At 73.1% G+C, this 16,917-nt stretch carries 16 protein-coding genes; 12 read left to right on the plus strand and 4 right to left on the minus strand.

Going from position 1 to position 16,917, the window contains the following annotated elements; genetic code table 11:
- Nucleotides 1-21: 21 nt before the first annotated feature.
- From ABD143_RS25135 to dapB, 4 genes are all read left to right on the plus strand, one after another.
- Nucleotides 22-2,274: a polyribonucleotide nucleotidyltransferase gene (locus ABD143_RS25135; RefSeq protein ID WP_343983210.1), complete on the plus strand. Its 2,253-nt coding sequence runs from the start codon at nucleotides 22-24 to the stop codon at nucleotides 2,272-2,274.
- Nucleotides 2,271-3,605, plus strand: a complete 1,335-nt coding sequence (locus tag ABD143_RS25140) for a M16 family metallopeptidase (protein WP_343983213.1) — start codon at nucleotides 2,271-2,273, stop codon at nucleotides 3,603-3,605. Before ABD143_RS25135 ends, ABD143_RS25140 begins: the two co-directional genes overlap by 4 nt.
- Before the next feature lie 213 nt (nucleotides 3,606-3,818).
- Nucleotides 3,819-4,295 (plus strand): DUF456 domain-containing protein, encoded by a 477-nt coding sequence (locus ABD143_RS25145; RefSeq protein WP_343983216.1) that lies wholly within the window; start codon nucleotides 3,819-3,821, stop codon nucleotides 4,293-4,295.
- A 190-nt stretch (nucleotides 4,296-4,485) separates the two neighbouring features.
- A complete protein-coding gene (dapB, locus tag ABD143_RS25150; RefSeq protein ID WP_343983219.1) occupies nucleotides 4,486-5,238 on the plus strand; it encodes a 4-hydroxy-tetrahydrodipicolinate reductase in 753 nt (250 codons plus the stop codon).
- Nucleotides 5,239-5,252: 14 nt separating this feature from the next.
- Here dapB and ABD143_RS25155 read toward each other — a convergent pair whose 3' ends face one another.
- Entirely contained in the window at nucleotides 5,253-5,813 is a 561-nt protein-coding gene (locus ABD143_RS25155; protein WP_343983223.1) for a GNAT family N-acetyltransferase, read from the minus strand.
- A 107-nt stretch (nucleotides 5,814-5,920) separates the two neighbouring features.
- Between ABD143_RS25155 and ABD143_RS25160 the strand changes: the two genes are divergently transcribed.
- Nucleotides 5,921-6,877, plus strand: coding sequence for an EamA family transporter (locus ABD143_RS25160; protein WP_343983226.1), 957 nt, complete (start codon nucleotides 5,921-5,923; stop codon nucleotides 6,875-6,877).
- Entirely contained in the window at nucleotides 6,874-8,124 is a 1,251-nt protein-coding gene (locus ABD143_RS25165) for a winged helix-turn-helix domain-containing protein (RefSeq protein WP_343983229.1), read from the plus strand. Before ABD143_RS25160 ends, ABD143_RS25165 begins: the two co-directional genes overlap by 4 nt.
- Before the next feature lie 4 nt (nucleotides 8,125-8,128).
- Here the strand turns inward: ABD143_RS25165 and ABD143_RS25170 are convergent, their stop codons facing one another.
- Both ABD143_RS25170 and ABD143_RS25175 read right to left on the minus strand, forming a co-directional pair.
- Nucleotides 8,129-9,109, minus strand: coding sequence for a DUF4097 family beta strand repeat-containing protein (locus ABD143_RS25170; RefSeq protein WP_343983232.1), 981 nt, complete (start codon nucleotides 9,107-9,109; stop codon nucleotides 8,129-8,131).
- 14 nt (nucleotides 9,110-9,123) lie between these two features.
- Complete coding sequence (locus ABD143_RS25175) at nucleotides 9,124-9,660, minus strand: toxin-antitoxin system HicB family antitoxin (RefSeq protein WP_343983235.1); 537 nt, start codon at nucleotides 9,658-9,660, stop codon at nucleotides 9,124-9,126.
- A gap of 99 nt (nucleotides 9,661-9,759) precedes the next feature.
- Between ABD143_RS25175 and thyX the strand changes: the two genes are divergently transcribed.
- The 6 genes from thyX to ABD143_RS25205 all read left to right on the plus strand — a co-directional run bounded on the left by thyX (nucleotide 9,760) and on the right by ABD143_RS25205 (nucleotide 16,350).
- The gene (thyX, locus tag ABD143_RS25180; RefSeq protein ID WP_343983238.1) at nucleotides 9,760-10,512 is read left to right on the plus strand and encodes an FAD-dependent thymidylate synthase; all 753 of its coding nucleotides are present in this window, start codon (nucleotides 9,760-9,762) and stop codon (nucleotides 10,510-10,512) included.
- Nucleotides 10,513-10,589: 77 nt separating this feature from the next.
- Nucleotides 10,590-11,216, plus strand: coding sequence for a TIGR03085 family metal-binding protein (locus tag ABD143_RS25185; protein ID WP_343983241.1), 627 nt, complete (start codon nucleotides 10,590-10,592; stop codon nucleotides 11,214-11,216).
- Nucleotides 11,217-11,338: 122 nt separating this feature from the next.
- Nucleotides 11,339-12,337 (plus strand): 4-hydroxy-tetrahydrodipicolinate synthase, encoded by a 999-nt coding sequence (dapA, locus tag ABD143_RS25190; RefSeq protein WP_343983243.1) that lies wholly within the window; start codon nucleotides 11,339-11,341, stop codon nucleotides 12,335-12,337.
- A 173-nt stretch (nucleotides 12,338-12,510) separates the two neighbouring features.
- A complete protein-coding gene (locus ABD143_RS25195; RefSeq protein ID WP_343983977.1) occupies nucleotides 12,511-14,184 on the plus strand; it encodes a ribonuclease J in 1,674 nt (557 codons plus the stop codon).
- A 150-nt stretch (nucleotides 14,185-14,334) separates the two neighbouring features.
- On the plus strand, nucleotides 14,335-15,474 hold the full coding sequence (locus tag ABD143_RS25200) for a type III PLP-dependent enzyme (protein WP_343983246.1): 1,140 nt from the start codon (nucleotides 14,335-14,337) through the stop codon (nucleotides 15,472-15,474).
- 21 nt (nucleotides 15,475-15,495) lie between these two features.
- Nucleotides 15,496-16,350, plus strand: a complete 855-nt coding sequence (locus ABD143_RS25205; protein ID WP_343983249.1) for a spermidine synthase — start codon at nucleotides 15,496-15,498, stop codon at nucleotides 16,348-16,350.
- A gap of 6 nt (nucleotides 16,351-16,356) precedes the next feature.
- On the opposite strand, the gene speD is transcribed toward ABD143_RS25205, so the two are convergent.
- Entirely contained in the window at nucleotides 16,357-16,758 is a 402-nt protein-coding gene (gene speD / locus ABD143_RS25210) for an adenosylmethionine decarboxylase (RefSeq protein ID WP_343983252.1), read from the minus strand.
- Nucleotides 16,759-16,917: the final 159 nt, after the last annotated feature.

The raw sequence follows: 16,917 nt of genomic DNA on the forward strand, positions 1-16,917 counted from the left end.
GGAAGAGGAGATGTCCATTTCATGACCGACCAGATCGAGAACGTGCACGAGACCAGTGCCGTCATCGACAACGGGAGCTTCGGCACCCGCACCATCCGGTTCGAGACCGGGCGCCTCGCGCGCCAGGCCGCCGGATCCGTCGTCGCCTACCTCGACGACGAGACCATGCTGCTGTCCGCCACCACGGCGTCCAAGCAGCCCAAGGAGCACTTCGACTTCTTCCCGCTCACGGTGGACGTCGAGGAGCGGATGTACGCGATCGGCAAGATCCCCGGCTCGTTCTTCCGCCGGGAGGGCCGCCCGGGCACCGACGCGATCCTCACCTGCCGCCTGATCGACCGGCCGCTGCGCCCGTCGTTCGTCGACGGTCTGCGCAACGAGATCCAGATCGTCGTCACGGTGATGAGCCTCGACCCGCAGGACCCCTACGACGCGCTGGCCATCAACGCGGCGTCGGCGTCCACGCAGCTCGCGGGCCTGCCGTTCTCCGGCCCCATCGGTGGCGTGCGCGTCGCGCTGATCGACGGTCAGTGGGTCGCGTTCCCGCAGTACGAGGACCTGCAGCGAGCCGTGTTCGACATGGTCGTCGCCGGTCGTGTGGTCGGTGAGGACGTTGCGATCATGATGGTGGAGGCCGAGGCCACCACCTCCACGATCGAGCTCGTCGCCGGTGGCGCCCAGGCGCCCACCGAGGAGGTCGTCGCGTCCGGGCTGGAGGCGGCCAAGCCGTTCATCCGCAGCCTGTGCGTCGCGCAGCAGCAGCTCGCCGACGTCGCGGCCAAGCCCACCGGGCACTACCCGACCTACCCGGCCTACCAGCCCGACGTGTTCGAGCTGGTCTCCGAGATCGCCTCCGACGAGCTGGCCCAGGCACTCGCGATCGCGGGGAAGCAGGAGCGCGAGGCGCGCCTCGACGAGCTCAAGGTCAAGGTGCTCGAGCAGCTTGCCCCGAAGTTCGAGGGCCGCGAGAAGGAGATCGGCGCCGCGTTCCGGGCGCTGAACAAGAAGCTCGTGCGCCAGCGCATCCTGCGCGACCAGGTCCGCATCGACGGGCGCGGCATCACCGACATCCGGCCGCTCTCGGCCGAGGTCGAGGTCGTCCCGCGGGCCCACGGCTCGGCGCTGTTCGAGCGCGGCGAGACCCAGATCATGGGTGTCACCACGCTCAACATGCTGCGCATGGAGCAGCAGATCGACTCGCTCGGGCCGGAGACGCACAAGCGCTACCTGCACCACTACAACTTCCCGCCGTACTCCACCGGTGAGACCGGCCGCGTCGGCTCGCCGAAGCGCCGCGAGATCGGCCACGGCGCGCTCGCCGAGCGGGCGCTGCTGCCGGTGCTGCCCACGCGCGAGGAGTTCCCGTACGCCATCCGGCAGGTCTCGGAGGCGCTGGGCTCCAACGGCTCCACGTCGATGGGCTCGGTCTGCGCGTCCACGATGTCGCTGTTCAACGCCGGTGTGCCGCTCAAGGCGCCGGTGGCGGGCATCGCGATGGGCCTGGTGAGCGACGAGGTCGAGGGCCAGACCCGCTACGTCGCGCTCACCGACATCCTCGGCGCCGAGGACGCGTTCGGCGACATGGACTTCAAGGTCGCGGGCACGTCCGAGTTCGTCACGGCGCTGCAGCTCGACACCAAGCTCGACGGCATCCCGTCCGAGGTGCTCGCCGGTGCGCTGTCGCAGGCGAAGGACGCCCGCCTGACGATCCTCGAGGTCATCGGCGAGGCCATCGACCGGCCGGACGAGATGAGCCAGTTCGCGCCGCGCGTCACGGCCATCAAGGTGCCGGTCGACAAGATCGGCGAGGTCATCGGCCCGAAGGGCAAGATGATCAACTCCATCACCGAGCAGACCGGCGCCGACATCTCCATCGAGGACGACGGCACGATCTACGTCGGTGCGGCGGACGGCCCGTCCGCCGAGGCGGCCATCGGGATGATCAACGCGATCGCCAACCCGCAGCTGCCGAAGATCGGCGAGCGGTTCCTGGGCACGGTGGTCAAGATCGCCGCGTTCGGCGCGTTCGTCTCGCTGGTCCCGGGCAAGGACGGCCTGGTCCACATCTCCAAGCTGGGCCAGGGCAAGCGCATCGCCAAGGTGGAGGACGTCGTCAAGGTCGGCGACAAGATCCGCGTCGAGGTCACCGACATCGACAACCGCGGCAAGATCAGCCTGGTGCCGGTCGGCGAGGAGTCGCCGAACGGTACGGGCGCGGCGCCCACGTCCGAGGCCGTTGAGGCCGACACCGAGTCCGAGGTCTCCGCGAATTGACGACGGTTCTGACGCCGGGGGCGGGGGCAGCAGCCTCCGCCCCCGGCGGCGTCGCGCGTACTGAACTGCCGGGCGGGCTGCGTGTGGTCACCGAGCCGGTGCCAGGCGTGCACTCGGTGTCTTTCGGGATCTGGATCGGCATCGGCTCGCGCGACGAGGCGCCGCTGCAGGCCGGGGCGGCCCACTACCTGGAGCACCTGCTCTTCAAGGGCACTCGGCGGCGCACCGCCGTGGGGATCGCCGAGGAGTTCGACGCCGTCGGCGGCGACCTCAACGCGTTCACCGCGAAGGAGCACACCTGCTACTACGCGCAGGTGCTCGACGCCGACCTGCCGCTCGCGGTGGACGTGCTCGCCGACGTCGTCACGGATGCCACGCTCGCGCCCGCAGACGTCGAGGTGGAGCGCGGGGTGGTGCTCGAGGAGATCGCCATGCGCGACGACGACCCCGAGGACCTGCTCGGCGAGCTGTTCGACGAGGCGATCTTCGGCGCGCACCCGATCGGGCGCCCGGTGATCGGCTCCGAGGAGTCGATCCGCGCGATGACCCGCGAGACGCTGTACGACTTCTGGCGCGGCGAGTACACCACCCCGCGGATGGTCGTCGCCGCTGCGGGCAACCTCGTGCACAACCAGGTCGTCGACCTGGTCGCCGCCGCGCTCGGCCCGGCGGCCGCGCGGGCCGGGTCGGTGGCTCCGGTGCCGCCGCGCCGTCCGGCTCCCGCGCTGCTCACCCCCGGGCCGCGGCTCGTGCTGCGCACCGAGGACACCGAGCAGGCGCACCTCATGCTCGGGGTGCCGGGGCTGTCGCGCCACGACCCCCGGCGCACGGCCCTGCAGGTGCTCAACACGGCGCTCGGCGGCGGCCCGAGCTCTCGGCTGTTCCAGCAGGTGCGGGAGCAGCGCGGGCTCGCCTACTCCGTCTACTCGGCGCTCGCGACGTACTCCGACACCGGCAGCTTCTCGGTCTACGCCGGCTGCGCGCCGAAGCGGCTCGACGAGGTGGCCGTTGTCGTGCGGGCGGTGCTCGCCGACGTGGCGGCCGACGGGCTTACGCCCGCCGAGCTGGCCCGCGCGCAGGGCAACCTCCGCGGCGGGATGGTGCTCGGGCTCGAGGACACGCCGTCGCGGATGAACCGCATCGGGCGCTCCGAGCTCGACCACGGCCGCCAGCGCACGATCACCGAGAGCCTCGACCGCATCGCCGCCGTCACGAACGAGCAGGTCACGGCCCTGGCGGGGGAGCTGCTGGCGGCGCCGCTCACGGCCGCCGTCGTTGGCCCGTACGAGGACGAGGCGGAGCTGCCGGCGTCGCTGCGGTCGCTGGTCTGACGCGTCTGGCGGGAGCGGTAGGAGGGTCCTGAACAGCTCCGCCCGTAGCGAGCGGCGTCCAGGTGGGTGCATCGCAAGGCGGACGATCGGGCTGATACCGCTGTTGTATCGGTCCGATCGTCCAACGCCGCGAGGTGCCTGCCTGGGCGTCGCGCAGTAGGGCCGAGTTGTTCAGGGCGCTCCTTGGCTCGGACCGCATGCCACGATCACCGTGTGAGCGCCACCGTGATCGCTGCCCTGCTGGTGGCCGTCGGCATCGTCGGGATCGTGCTCCCCGTGCTTCCGGGGCTCGTCCTGGTGGTGGCGGGCATCGCCGTCTGGGCCGTGACGCGCGGCGACGCCGTGGCGTGGACCGTCCTGGGCGTCGCCGTGGCGATCGTCGTCGTCGGATCGGTGGTCAAGTACCTGCTTCCCGGCAAGCGCCTGCGCGAGTCGGGTGTGCCGGGAAGAACCATCGCGGCCGGTGCGGTGCTCGGTGTCATCGGCTTCTTCGTGATCCCCCTCGTGGGGCTCTTCCTCGGCTTCGTGCTCGGCGTCTACCTCGTCGAGCTGACCCGCCTGGGCAGCCACGACCGGGCCTGGCCGTCCACCCGCCAGGCGCTCGCCGCCGTGGGCTGGAGCATCGCGATCGAGCTGGCCGCCGGGCTGCTCGCGGCCGCGGTGTGGGCCGGGGCTCTCGTCTTCGCCTGACCACGGCACGTCCCAGTGTCGCGGAAACGAGGTTCCTTACCCGCCTCCGACGCCCAGGCGGCGCCTCGCTGCGTTGTCGTCGGGCCCGATACAACCCCGGTATCGGGCCTCTCCTCCGCCTTGCCATGCATCCACCTGGACGCCGGATCCGGGCAAGGAACCTCGTTTCCACGACACTAGGCTCTTCCCCGTGGCGGAGAACCGGATCCGGGTGGGAGTGCTGGGCGCGCAGGGGCGGATGGGCACGGAGGTCTGCCGCGCCGTCGAGGGGGCGCCGGACCTGGAGCTCGTCGCCCGGATCGACGCGGACGACCCGCTCAGTGGACTCGTGGAGGCCGGGGTGCAGGTCGCCGTCGACTTCACGCATCCGGGCGCGGTGCTCGACAACCTGCAGTTCTGCCTGGAGCACGACATCGCTGTGGTGATCGGCACCAGCGGGTTCGACGAGGCCCGGCTCGACGACGTGCGCGCGCGGCTGGAGAAGCGGCCGGGGAACGTGTTCGTGGCGCCCAACTTCGGCATCGGCGCGGTGCTCGCCATGCAGTTCGCCCGCACCGCGGCGCGGTACTTCGAGTCCGTCGAGGTGATCGAGCTGCACCACGCGGGCAAGGTGGATGCCCCGTCGGGCACCGCCGTGCACACCGCGGCGCTCATCGCCGCGGCCCGGGAGGAGGCCGGGGCGGGCCCGCTCCCGGACGCCACGACCACCGAGCTGCCCGGCGCCCGCGGCGCCCTGGTGGACGGCGTGCACGTGCACTCGGTGCGCCTCCCGGGGCTGGTCGCGCATCAGGAGGTGCTGCTCGGCACCCCCGGGGAGGCGCTGACGATCCGGCACGACTCGTTCGACCGGGCGTCGTTCATGCCGGGGGTGCTGATGGCCGTGCGAGCGGTCGGTGAGCGTGACGGGCTCACCGTGGGGCTGGAGCCGTTGCTCGGGCTCTGAGACCGCGGCGCCGCTCAGCTCAGCGTGAGGTCGAGGGAGCCCGTCAGGCGCACCTCGCGCAACTCGCCCTGGCCGGTGTCGAGCACCCGCAGGGTGCCGTCGGGCTCCCAGCCCACGCTCGAGTAGAACTTCCGCGACGCCTCGTCGGCCTCCGGCACCCAAGCCAGCCCGTACACGGCGCCTGCCGCGCGCAGCGCCTCCGCGGCGCCGGCGAGCAGCCGCCCGCCGTGGCCACGCCGGCCCCAGCGTGGCTCCACCAGCAGCGTGCTGATCTCCGCCCACGCCTCCGCGCCCAGCGTCGGGGCCTCGGGTGCGACGGTGCCATCGGGCGCGGCCGCGGGGGCCGCGGCGCAGAAGCCGACGGTCCACTCGCCCTCGGTGGCGACGAGCACGTGGTGACCGCCGCCCGCGGTGACGGCGTCCTTCCACGCCCGGTGCGCCTCGGGGCTACGCAGCTGCAGGAGTGCCTCGGCCGGCACGAGCTCGGCGTACGCGGTCTCCCACGTGCCTGCCTGGATGCGGACGATCTCCTCGACGTCCTCGACGACGGCGGGACGGACGGCGGCGGTGGCCATGCGGTCCATCCAAACCCACGCCCGGTCGAGGCGCGGAGCGGGGCCCGTGTGCGTCGTCACCGGGAGATCGCGCGACAACGGTCGTTCGCCATGACAACGTTCCTCGGGTGGAGTCCGTCGTCGCACCCGCCCGCTCCGCCGGACCCGCCGCCTGGGCCGCGCTCGGCGTCGTCTACGTGCTGTGGGGCTCCACCTACCTGGGCAACCGGTTGATCATCGCCGACGTCCCGCCGCTGTTCGCGGGCGGTGCGCGGTTCGTCGTCGGAGGGTCGCTGCTCGCGCTCGTGGTACTCGCCGTCGCGGGGCGGGGCGCGTTCCGGATGACCGCGCCGCAGTTCGGCACGGCGGCGCTCTCCGGGCTGCTCCTGCCCGCGTGGGGAAACGGGCTCGTGGCGGTCGGGCAGCAGTACGTCGCGTCGGGCATGGCTGCGCTGCTGATCGCGGCCACGCCGATCTACATCGTCGTGCTGCGCGCCCTCACCGGCGACCGGCCGCGGCCGGCCACGCTCGGCGGTGTGGCCGTGGGGCTGCTCGGGCTGGCGCTGCTGGTGGTGGCGGGCCCGTCCGGGGGGTCGGGCGGCACGCTGGGCACGGCGTGGTGGGGACCCTTGCTGATTCTGCTCGCGGCCCTGGGCTGGGCGACGGGCACGTTGGCGACAACGCGGCTGCCGGTCCCGGCCAACCCGTTCGCGCTGGCCGCCACGCAGATGCTGGTGGGCGGGACGATCCTGGTCACGACAAGCCTGGTCAGCGGGGACCGGCCCGACCTCACCGCCCTGACACCGACGGCGTGGTGGGCGTGGGCCTACATGGCCGTCGTCGTGTCGGTCACGGGGTTCAGCGCGTACGCGTTCGCGCTGACCTCACTCCCGGTGTCCACGGTCGCGACCTACGCCTACGTCAACCCCGTCATCGCCGTGCTGCTCGGGGTGCTGGTCGTGGGCGAGCGGTTCTCCGCGCTGCAGCTCGCGGGGGGCGGCGTCGTGCTGGTTGCCGTCGTGCTGGTGATCGCGGCCGAGCGCCCCCGGAAACGTCGGGGTGAGCTGGCACCATCCAGCCTGTGACGTCCTCCGTCCCCGTCGAGAGCATCGGGCCGGCGGCCGCGCGCCGCGCCGTGCTGGCCGCCCAGGGGTTCACCGCCCCCCGCCCCTCCGGCCCGGTCACGCGGCGCCACCTCGTCCGCGCGCTCGGGCACGTCCGGCTGCTGCAGCTCGACTCCGTCAACGTGGCCGTGCGCGCGCACTACATGCCGCTGTTCAGCCGGCTCGGGGCGTACCCGCGCCCGCTCGTCGACGACGCCGCCTGGTCGCACTCGGCGCGGTCGCCGCGGCTGCTCGTGGAGTACTGGGCGCATGAGGCGAGCCTGCTGCCGGTGGAGGACTGGCCGCTGCTGCGGGCCGGGCCCAAGCGGGAGGGCTGGTGGCGCCACTACCAGGCGCTGCTGGAGCAGCACCCCGGGCTTGCCGACGACGTGCTCGCGGCGGTCAAGGAGCTCGGGCCGGTCGGCGCGGGGGAACTGGAGGCGGCGCTGGGTGCAGGCACGCGCAAGCGGCCGCCGGGGGCGTCGTGGTGGGAGCGGTCCGACGTCAAGCGGGTCTGCGAGTACCTGTTCGGCATCGGTGCGCTCACCACCGGCACTCGGCGCCACTTCGAGCGGCTCTACGACCTGCCCGAGCGCGTGCTCCCGCCGAAGCTGCTCGCCGCGCCGCAGCCCACGGTCGATGAGGCGGCCAGGGCGCTGCTGCTGCGGTCGGCGTCGGCGCTCGGCGTCGCCACCGAACCCGACCTGCGCGACTACTACCGCATCGCGCCCGAGCGCAGCCGGCGGGCCGTCGCGGAGCTGCTGGAGGCGGGGCAGCTGGAGCCCGTCGAGGTGCGCGGGTGGGGTCGCCCGGCGTACCGGCTGCCCGGCGCCAAGGTGCCGCGTCGGGTCAGCGGCCGGGCGCTGCTCTGCCCGTTCGACCCGCTGATCTGGGAGCGGGCCCGCACCGAACGGATCTTCGGCTTCCGCTACCGGATCGAGATCTACGTGCCGGAGCCGAAGCGGCAGTACGGCTACTACGTGTTCCCGTTCCTGCTCGACGGCGAGATGGTGGCGCGGGTCGACATCAAGGCCGACCGGGCGGCAGGAGTGCTCCGGGTGCCTGGAGCGTTCGTCGAGCCCGGCGCCGACGTGCCGCGGGTCGCGGCCGAGCTGGCGGCCGAGCTGCTCGTGATGGCCGAGTGGCTGGAGCTGGACGGGGTGGTGGTCGGTGAGCGGGGCGACCTCGCCGCCCCGCTCACCGCCGCCGTCACGTCCGTCGCCGCCTGAGGGGTCAGGCGGAGCTGACGGCGGCGCGGGTCACCAGCACGTCGCCGCTGCCGGTGCGCCCGCGCAGCTGCACGGCGGCCGGGAGCTCGGGAGCCACCGAACGCACCTCCAGCTCGCTGCGCGCCCGCCCCGAGCCCGAGGACAGGTCAAGCTCGGCCCGCACCCCCGGGTGCACGCCGACCCGCAGCCCGCCCGACCCGGTTGTCATCTGCAGGTGCCCGCTGCGGGCGTCGGCGATGGCGACGTCACCGGAGCCGGTCCGCACGCCGAGGTCCGCGGCCACCTCGCCCAGCGAGATGTCTCCGCTGCCCGTCTTGATCTCGGTGGAGCCGCCGGTGGCGGCCACGGACACCGCACCGCTGCCGGTCCGCAGCCGGGCCCGGCCGCTCACCGGTCCGATCTCGACATCGCCTGCGCCGGTCGTGACGTCGGCGTCGCCGTCGACGGCGGCGAGCGACACCAGGCCGGTGCCGGTGCGCACGCCCGCCCATCCCGCCCGGCCGGTCACCCGCACGTCGCCCGCACCCGTGCGGGCCGCCAGCCGGGACCCGGCCGGGGCGGACACGGTGATCGCCAGCGGCACCACCCGCAGCGGCAGCTCCTGCGAGGACCGGACGACCAGGCGGCGTCCGCTGTCGGACCAGCTGATCTCCGCGGCGGAGACAGCAGCCGCCGCCAGGTCCTCGGCACTGTCCGCCACACCCATCCCGCCCGTGGCGTTGCCGAGCCAGCTGATGATGCCGGTGAGGCCCTGGCTCCAGCCGCCACCCGCGGACGGGTCGTGGCGCACCTCGACCCGCACCTCGTGCGCCCCGGCGCCGTCGGCGTCCCCGTCGCCGATCTGTTGGTCGAGGTGCACCCGGAGGCGCCCCACGTCCACCGTCAGCTCCAGCTCCGCGGGCCCGTCCACCGGCCAGCTCTGTTGCCGGACGAGCCCGGGGGCCGGGTCCTCCCGGAAGGGCGAGTCGTTCGTGAACTCAGTCATCCCCGTTAACTCCGTCATCCCTCGACCCAGCCCCGCAGACGCCGCCCGTCGCGGTCGTCCTTCGCTCCTTCAGGCCGCGTGTGCTTGCGGTGCCCGCCACCGGCGAGCGCGCCTTGCACGGCCTGGGCGAGCCACGAGTTGAGCGACACACCCTGCGCGGCGGCCGCCTGCTCGGCCTGGCCCTTGATCTGCTCCATCAGGCGCAGCGTGATGCGGCTGATGTCGCCGGCCTCCCCGCCCGGGAACCCGCGGAATGGCCCGGGTCCCGATGTGGGCGAAGGCTCCGGTTCTGGCTCCGGCTCACCGGCCGGCTCGCCGGTGACCGCGACCCGCACGTCGCGGCCGTCGAGGCGCACCTCGACCACGCGGTCCCCGAGTGTGGCGGTGACCTCGGCCGCCAGGTCGGAGAGCGCGTTCATGATCGCCAGCCGGGCGGCCGGCTCGATGGCGGCGCCGAGCAGGGCGGCGGTCCGCTGCGTCTGCTCGTCGCCTGCCGCGGCGGCGGACGCGAGGTCCTCCCGCAACCGCTGGACGTACTGGCTCAGATCCATGACACCACTGTGGCGTCATTGCTGACGTCAGTCAAGGAATTCGTGACACCATTCCATGGCGGCCCCGATCCCGTTCACCCTCCGGTTTACGCTGCCGCCATGCCCGACATCGTGCCGCTGCGCGTCCAGATCGTGGCCAAGACCGAGTTCGTCGCACCGGAGGGCGTGCCCTGGAGCACCGACGCCGACGGTGGGCAGGCGCTCGCGGAGTTCGCCGGCCGCGCCTGCTACCAGTCCTGGTCGAAGCCCAACCCGACCACCGCTACCAACGCCGGCTACCTCCGCCACATCCTCGAGGTCGGGCACCTGTCCGTGCTGGAGCACGGCACGGTGAGCTTCTACCTCACCGGCGTGTCGCGGTCGCTCACCCACGAACTGATCCGCCACCGCCACTTCTCCTACAGCCAGCTCTCGCAGCGCTACGTCCCGGAGCGCAACGCGGCGATGGTCGAGCCCGAGGTCATCGCGGACGACGAGGAGCTGCACGAGCTGTTCACCGAGGCCGCCGCCGCGTCGGTCAAGGCGTACGAGGCGCTGCTGGAGGGCCTGGAGAAGCGGTTCGCCGACGTCCCCAACGCCACGCTCCGCCGCAAGCAGGCCCGCCAGGCCGCCCGCGCCGTGCTGCCCAACGCCACGGAGACGCGCATCGTCGTCACCGGCAACTACCGGGCGTGGCGCCACTTCATCGCGATGCGGGCCACCGAGCACGCCGACGTCGAGATCCGCGAGCTGGCCATCGAGTGCCTGCGGCAGCTGCAGCGCGAGGTGCCCAACGTGTTCAACGACTTCGAGATCGCCACGCTGGAGGACGGCACGGAGATCGCGTCGAGCCCGTTCGTGACGGAGGGCTGAGCGGAGCTTGCGGAGCGAGCGTCGGCGCTGAGCGGAGATGCGGGCCGCGGCTCGTACCCGCGAGTAGGGTCGGGCGTATGAGTCTGGCCAGCCGCGAGCGGGCGGAGTTGAGCGACGAGTTCGACCGGGCAGGCCCGGACCGGCCAACGCTGTGCGAGGGCTGGACGGCTCGCGACCTGCTTGCCCACCTGCTCGTGCGCGAGCGTGTGCCGTGGGCGGCCCCCGGGATCGTCGTGCCCGCGCTGGCACCCGTCGCAGTACGCGCGATGCGCAGCTACGACTCCGTGTCGTGGCCCGATCGGGTCGGGTTGCTGCGCTCGGGGCCTCCGGTGTGGTCGCCTATGCGCCCCGCCCGCGTCGACGCCGCGGCCAACGGCGCGGAGTTCGTCGTGCACCACGAGGACCTCCGCCGCGGCAAGCCGGGGTGGGAACCCCGCCCGCCGGAGCCGGCCCGGGACGTTGAGGTGTGGGCGCAGGTGCAGCGCGCGGCCCGGATGATGTACCGGCGCAGCCCGGTCGGCGTGGTGCTGCGGCTCCCGTCGGGGGAGCAGGTACAGGCGAAAAGCGGTTCCGGTGTCGTGACACTTACCGGGGAGCCGATCGAGCTGCTCCTGCACGCCTTCGGCCGTAACGAGGTGCGGCTGGAACGGGACGGCGCGGCATCGGACGTGGCGGCGCTCGCAGCCAGCTCGAGGGGAATCTGAGCGCCCGGCGAAGCAGGACAGCGGCCGCCAGGCGGCCCGCTCTGCGGCGCAGACCCAACCTGTCGACACCTGTACGTGCCTCAGAGACCGGCAATGCGGCCGTGGGGCGGTACCTTCAGGGCATGAGTCCCACCGCCACCGGACCGCGCCCTCCGGGCCGCCCCTTCGGGCGGGTGCTGACCGCCATGGTCACGCCGTTCGACTCCGAGGGCCGTCTCGACCTCGCCCGCGCCGAGGAACTCGCCGCTCACCTGATCGATCTGGGCAACGACGGGCTGGTGGTCAACGGCACCACGGGGGAGGGGCCGACCACAACCGACGAGGAGAAGTCCAAGCTGGTGCGGGCCGTGGTCGGGGCGGTGGGCGACCGGGCCACGATCGTCGCAGGCACCGGCACGTACGACACCGCGCACAGCATCCACCTCTCACGAGAGGCGGAGAAGGCGGGTGCGCACGGGCTCCTGCTGGTCACGCCGTACTACTCGCGGCCGCCGCAGTCCGGGCTGGTCATGCACTTCACCGCGATCGCGGACGCGACCGACCTGCCGGTGATGCTCTACGACATCCCGCCGCGCAGCGTGATCCCGATCGAGGTGGAGACGCTGCAGCGGCTCGCGGAGCACCCGCGGATCGTGGCGGTGAAGGACGCCCGCAACGACCTGCGCGCCGGCACCGAGGTGCTCGCCACCACCACACTCGCCTACTACAGCGGCGACGACCCGGTGAACCTGCCGTGGCTCTCGGTCGGGGCGGTCGGGTTCGTCAGCGTGGTCGGCCACGTCGTCGCCGACCGGCTGCGCGCGATGATCGACGCCTACGAGGCCGGCGAGATCGACCGTGCCCGGAACCTGCACTACGCCATGCTCCCGGTGATCCGCGCCATGGGCCCGGTGGGCGGCGTCGTGTTCTCGAAGACGGCCCTGCGCATGCGCGGCATCGACGTCGGTGACCCCCGCCTGCCGCTGCCGCCCGCCACCGAGGAGCAGGTCGCGGCCATCGCGGCGCACCTCGGGTCGGCGGGCGTGGCCCTCCCCGACGCCCACAGCCGCGGCGACCGCGGGCACGGGGCGCTCGGGCCCCGCGCCGCCGTCGACCTCGGCGCCGAGGTCGCCTACCGCTGACGCGCCACGATCCCCGCGCCTCCCGGGCGCATGAACACAGCACTGCGAGGAACTAGTTGAGTCGCCCGCCCGCCCGGTCCGACCGTCCCCGGTCCGACCGTCGCTCCCGCTCGTTCCGGCGTGACACCGGTCGCCCGTCGACCGCGCCTCCGGAGGAGGTCAACAGGGCCGAGCTGCCGTCCGGCCCGCCGCCAGCGCTCTTGGAGGGCGCCCTGCGCGTCGTCGCGCTGGGCGGAATCGGCGAGATCGGCCGCAACATGACGGTGTTCGAGTACGACGGCCGCCTGCTCGTCGTCGACTGCGGGGTGCTGTTCCCCGCCGAGGACTCTCCGGGCGTCGACCTGATCCTGCCCGACTTCCGCGCCATCGAGCACCGCCTCGACGACATCGACGCGCTGGTGCTCACCCACGGCCACGAGGACCACATCGGCGCCGTGCCGTTCCTGCTGCGCCAGCGCCCCGACCTGCTGATCGTCGGGTCGCGGTTCACGCTCGCGCTGGTGGCGGAGAAGTGCAAGGAGCATCGGCTGACGCCGCACCTGCTCGAGGTGAAGGAGGGTGCCCGGCTGCGGCACGGGTCGTGGGACTGCGAGTACTTCGCGGTCAACCACTCGATCCCCGACGCGCTCGCCGTCGCGATCCGGACGCCTGCCGGGCTCGTGCTGCACACCGGGGACATCAAGCTCGACCAGCTCCCGCTAGACGGGCGGCTGACCGACCTGGCCGGGTTCTCCCGCCTCGGTGACGAGGGTGTGGACCTGTTCCTCGTCGACTCCACCAACGCCGACGTCCCCGGCTTCGTGATCTCCGAGCGCGAGATCGGGCCCGTCCTCGACGGGGTGTTCCACCGGGCGGAGGCGCGGATCATCGTCGCCTGCTTCGCGAGCCACGTGCACCGCGTGCAGCAGGTGTTCGACGCCGCGGCGGAGCACGGGCGCAAGGTGTGCCTGGTCGGCCGGTCGATGGTGCGCAACATGGGGCTCGCCGCCGAGCTGGGTTTCCTGCACGTGCCCGAGGGGCTGCTCGTCGAGATCGACGAGGCGATGGAGCTGCCCGACCAGGAGCTGGTGATCGTCTCGACAGGCTCGCAGGGCGAGCCGCTCTCGGCGCTCGCGCGGATGGCCCGTGGCGACCACCGCTCGGTGCGCATCCAGCCCCAGGACACGATCATCCTCGCCAGCTCGCTGATCCCCGGCAACGAGACCGCGGTGTTCGGCGTGATCAACGGTCTCACCCGGCTCGGTGCCAAGGTTGTGCACCAGGGCACGGCCAAGGTGCACGTCTCGGGCCACTCGCCGGCGGGTGAGCTGCTGTTCCTCTACAACGCGGTCCGGCCGAGCAACGTCATGCCTGTGCACGGCGAGTGGCGGCACCTGCGGGCCAACGGCCGGCTCGCCGTGCAGACCGGGGTGCCGGAGGACTCGGTCGTCCTGGCCGAGGACGGCGTGGTCGTCGACCTCGTGGACGGCAAGGCCGCGATCACCGGGCGTGTCGAGGTCGGCCGCGTGTACGTCGACGGGCTCGCGGTCGGCGACATCGGCGAGAGCACTCTCGGCGACCGCCTCGTGCTCGGGGAGGGCGGGTTCATCTCGATCACGGTGGCCATCGACCCCAACACCGGGCGGGCGGTCTCCCCGCCGAAGGTGTCCGGACGCGGCTTCTCCGACGACCCCAAGGCGCTGGACGCCGTGGTCACGCTGGTCGAGGAGGAGTTGTCGCGCACCGAGGCCGAGGGCATCACCGACACCCACCGCATCGCCCAGGCCGTGCGCCGGGTGGTGGGGAAGTGGGTGGGCGAGACCTACCGCCGCCGTCCGATGATCGTGCCGACGGTGATCGCGGTCTGACGGTGATCGCGGTCTGACGGGCGTCAGCTCCGGTCCGGGTCGTACGGCTCGTGGCCGAGCGGCCGGACACAGGCGCCGCGGTGTTCGTCGAGCGGCTGGCCCGCGACCCCCCGAGTCACGCTCGAGCGGAGCGGGCCGGAGGATCTCGGCGTGACCGACCTGACCCCGGCGCTCGAACGTTTCCTGGCCCGGACCGACCGCCGGACACCGTTCCTGGCCCTCGACCCGTCGGTGGCTGCTGAGCAGTATCGGTCGCTGACGGCGGCCTTCCCGGGTGCGGGCGCGTACTTCGCGGTCAAGGCCTGCCCGCAGCCGGAGGTCCTGCAGACGCTCGCTGCACTCGGCTGCGGGTTCGATGTCGCGAGCACGGGCGAGGTCGAGCTCGCGCTCGACGCCGGCGCTGACCCGGCGCTGATCAGCTACGGCAACCCCGTACGCGGCCCGGCGGACGCCGCCGCGGCCTACGCGGCCGGGATCGGGCAGTACGTCACGGACAGCGCGGAGGACATCGACGTCCTCGCCGAGCACGCGCCCGGCTCGCCGGTGCTCGTCAGGCTGCTCGTGTCCGACGCGGGGTCCGCCACCCCATTCGCCGCCAAGTTCGGCGCCGCCCGCGACGAGGCCGTTCGGCTGCTCGGGGCGGTGTCGGCCGCGGGCCTCGTCGCGGCCGGCGTGGCCTTCCACGCCGGCTCGCAGCAGGTCCGGCCCGAGGCGTTCGCCGCGGGCGTGGGCGAGGCGCTCGCGGTCGCCGCGGACGCCGGATTGCGCCGACCCGTCCTGAACGTCGGCGGCGGGTTCCCGGTCGCCTATCGCGAGCCCGTGCCGGCCTTCCCGGCCTTCGCTGCGGCGATCCGATCGGCCGTGGACGCGGCGGTCGGGAGCGGCCAGATCGACGGCCTGCAGCTCCAGCTGGAGCCCGGCCGCGCGCTCGTCGCCGAGGGCGGGGTGGTCCGCTCGACGGTCCTGCGCGTCTCGCGCCGGCCCGGCGTGGAGAGCCGCCGGTGGGTGTACCTGGATGTCGGCCGCTACACGGGGTTGGCCGAGACGGAGGGCGAGGCCATCGCGTACCGCCTGCGGGTTCCGGCCCGGACCGGCCCGTGTGAGCCCGTCGTCCTGGCCGGGCCGACGTGCGACGGCGACGACGTGCTCTACCGCCGGACGCCCTGCCCGCTGCCGCTCTCCCTGGAGGCGGGTGACGTGGTGGATCTGCTCGCCACCGGCGCCTACACGGCGTCCTACGGCTCGGTCGGGTTCAACGGCTTCGCGCCCCTACCAGTTCACGTCGTGTAGGTCGCCGCTACCGTGCGGCTCATGCCCGACCGCGAGGTCGTCGAGGCGCTCGGTGCGGGGCTCACCCGGCACTGGCGGCTGGGCGCCGTCCACCATGAGGCCAAGACCCCGTTCCAGCGCGTGCTCATCGCCGAGACCGCGCACGGCACGACCCTGTTCTGCGACGAGGAGCGGCAGAGCGCCGAGGTGACGCAGCTCGTCTACCACGAGGCCCTGTTCGTGCCGGCCGCGCTGCTCGCCGCGCAGCGCGACCGGGTGCTGGTGGTCGGATCGAGCGAGGGTGTCGTCTCCCAGCTGGCCCTCGCCACCGGAGCGCAGGTGGTGGACCACGTCGACATCGACCCGGAGTGCGTCCGCGCCTGCGCCCAGCACCTGCCCTACGGCTACTCGGTCGACGAGCTGACCGCTGCCGAGCGGGGTGACGGGCCGGTGCGCGTGCACTACGGCGACGGGTTGGCGTTCGTCGAGGACGCGGCCGGCCGCTACGACATCGTGGTCGTCGACCTGCCCGACGAGCGGCCGGACGAGCCTGGGGCGCAGCTCAACCGCCTCTACAGCGCGTCGTTCCTCCGCCGCTGCGCCGAGCTGCTCACCGACGGTGGGGTCGTGGTGTCCCAGGCCGGCAGCCCCGCCCTGTGGCGCGACGGCACGCTGCGCGCGGCGCTGGACCGCTTTCACGAGGTATTCGCGCAGGTGGTGCCGTACGTCAGCGACGAGCACGAGTGGGCGTTCCTGACCGGCCGGCGGGCCGGCGGGCCGGATCCTGTGGGCGAGATGACGACTCGGCTGGGGCAGCTCGGTTTCCGGCCGGCTTCCCTCGACGCCGAGGCCCTGCGCGCCCGCTCGGTGCTGCCCTTCGGGCTGCGCCACAGCTGACGGCTGTCAGTCCGGTCCGGCGGACCCGGTGGGCCGCGGGGTCCGGGCACCCCGGTCGACCTGCGCCACCTCGACGCGGCACGGGCCGAGCTTCGCCGCGAACAGCTCGACCACGGGCAGCGGAGCCACCGGCCCGCAGGTGAAGACATCGATCAAGACGGTCCGCCGCTCCGGCCACGTGTGCAGTGACGCGTGCGACTCGGCCAGCACGACCATGACGGTGAGGCCGTGCGGGGTGAACTCCTCGACGAGCGTGCGCCTGATCGTCGCGCCCGCCTCGTGCAGGGCGTCGCGGAACGCGTCGACGAGGAAGGCCGGGTCGAAGCACGCGGGGTCTGCCACGTCGACGATGTCGGCGAGCACGTGCACGCCGAGCCGGTCTGGGCGCGAGCGAGCGGCTTCGGTCACCCCGACAGTGTCCATCGCGGCATCACCGGGAAGCGGGGGCGGGGCGTCGTCCGCGACGCACCGCATCGTGGCTGCTCATCGCGGGCGGTACTTGCCGGTTCGGCGTGCTGAAGGACATCTACCAGGGCCTGCCGCCGAAGCCGCTCCCCACGGCCGGCA

It is taken from the genome of Pseudonocardia aurantiaca, assembly GCF_039526725.1.
In the GTDB taxonomy this organism is placed as follows: Bacteria; Actinomycetota; Actinomycetes; order Mycobacteriales; family Pseudonocardiaceae; genus Pseudonocardia; species Pseudonocardia aurantiaca.